The following is a 1,940-nucleotide window of genomic DNA, read 5'->3' on the forward strand; positions in this document are numbered from 1 at the left end:
AATTAGAGATTATAAGGAAGAGCTTTTCTCTAATTATTGCTCAAGAATTTATTATCTTTTCATTCTCAAAGCAGAACTACGTTTAACCCTGAGTTGTAATTAATACACACCCGAATATGAATAAAACATACTTTTACCCTTTAATTTTTTTAATCTTTCTTTCTGCAACCAAACTATCTATAAAAAATAATAAATGGAATTTCAAGGATTATGATAAAATCGAATATGATTTTTCCATGTCAGCGACAAATGAAGTTAATTATTTAAATCAGAAAAACGGTGTAAAAGTTTCCGCAGACCTAATTGTCGATATAATAGACAGTACATATGCGGACTTAATTGTTATCAATAAAAAGATTATTGAAAAATTAAATGATTCTATTACTACATATGACGAAATTGAACTAAAAGATGATGTTATTTTTGAAAACTATACTAATCAAGGAAAAGTAGAAGGAAAAATTTCTGAAGAAGCCACCTCAATTAAGGATATTATTTTTCCAGTAATATTAGAAGAAATTAAAATTGGAGAATCAATTACTGAAAAATTCAAAATCCCATTTGATTTGGGTAATGATATTATAGAGTTGGAGGTAGAAAATATTATTGTCAAAACTAAATCTGAAAATGGACTTAGTTCCTATTCAGGTACAATTAATTCAAAAAATTACGCCATTGAAAATCCTAATGTAGAATCTATGACAATTTTTGTTAGCGGAAATACTAATTTTCAGTTCGATAATAGTAAAGGTGTGTTTTTAAATCAGCAGACTGATTTAGCCTTTTCTATAAAAGGAAAGTTAGATAAAAATGAATTATACGATATTTTGACTTTCCGAATCAATCAAGATATAAAATTAAAAAATCTTAAATAAGTACTAATTACAACACCGGCTATAGTTCATTGCTTCTGACTTTCCTCGCGGAAAGTCCTCGCAAATTTGCTATCTTCGGTTTTCGGCGGAAAATCCTCGCGGATTTTCACGCAACGAAACCATAGCCAAACACGTTGTATGCAATGCGGGAAAACCCCAGTAATCAATGAAAATGAATCAGTTTTGGATTAGAGTTTTGGGAATATTTGGAATATTGGGCGGATTGATTTTGTTTGCTGGCGATATGCTTTTGTATTATGACCCAGTCAATATGAGTTTAAAACGGAATATGGGAAATGCTTCTGACTTTAGGATTATTGCAAGTGGAGTTTGTGCATTATTTGCGACTTGGTTTTATATGCTTGGATTGGGACAAGTTTATTACGCATTTAAACCGACAAAACCGATTTTTAGAAATGGTGTATTGATTTTTTTCGGAAGTATCTTAATCGCATTTGGAATAGTTCACGTAGCTTTTCTTGCTATTGCTACATCTGCAAAATTGGCGACTGAAAATAATCTTGAAATAAATAATGCGGTTTCACTCTCTGAAAAAATAAACGGAATCATGAGGCTATTTGTTTATCCGTTAGTCGGAATTTTATCCATTTTCTTTATTAGCCAAGTTTGGAAAAGAAAGACTTTATATCCAAAATGGATTATCATTTTTTTTCCGCTATTTCCATTTTTAATTGAGGATTTAGTTACGAAATATTTACCTGACAATATTTGGATTATTATAAAAGGTGGTTACTTAAATATAATTTTGGTTGTCTTTTTTACTGCATCTACATTTGCATTGTGGAATAATAGAAAATCTGAAATAATTAATGAATAAAGCACTGCATACAACATTGTATAAAAATAATGCTTAAGTTTATGTTTAATCAAAAGTTAGTGCGTATTTGGTCACTCTGATTTTCCTACGGAAAATCCTCGGACACAAAACCGCACTATTCTTATACGTAACCGATGGAACACATTCGCCGATGGCGAACTTTAATCTACGCTGCTTCGCAGACAATGCATCTTAAAGTAAATGTGTTCCATCTCAGGGTTAAACCA

The 1,940-nt window shown here is 30.8% G+C and carries 2 protein-coding genes; both read left to right on the plus strand.

What is annotated here, in order from left to right:
* The first annotated feature begins 116 nt into the window (after positions 1-116).
* Positions 117-875 carry a hypothetical protein gene (locus tag DFQ02_RS14915; RefSeq protein ID WP_116525246.1) on the plus strand — a complete coding sequence of 253 codons (759 nt, stop codon included), beginning with the start codon at positions 117-119 and terminating at the stop codon, positions 873-875.
* A gap of 166 nt (positions 876-1,041) precedes the next feature.
* Positions 1,042-1,713 carry a DUF6796 family protein gene (locus DFQ02_RS14925; RefSeq protein ID WP_116525247.1) on the plus strand — a complete coding sequence of 224 codons (672 nt, stop codon included), beginning with the start codon at positions 1,042-1,044 and terminating at the stop codon, positions 1,711-1,713.
* Positions 1,714-1,940: the final 227 nt, after the last annotated feature.

Origin of the sequence: Seonamhaeicola aphaedonensis (assembly GCF_003386195.1) — a bacterium.
Lineage (GTDB): Bacteria > Bacteroidota > Bacteroidia > Flavobacteriales > Flavobacteriaceae > Seonamhaeicola > Seonamhaeicola aphaedonensis.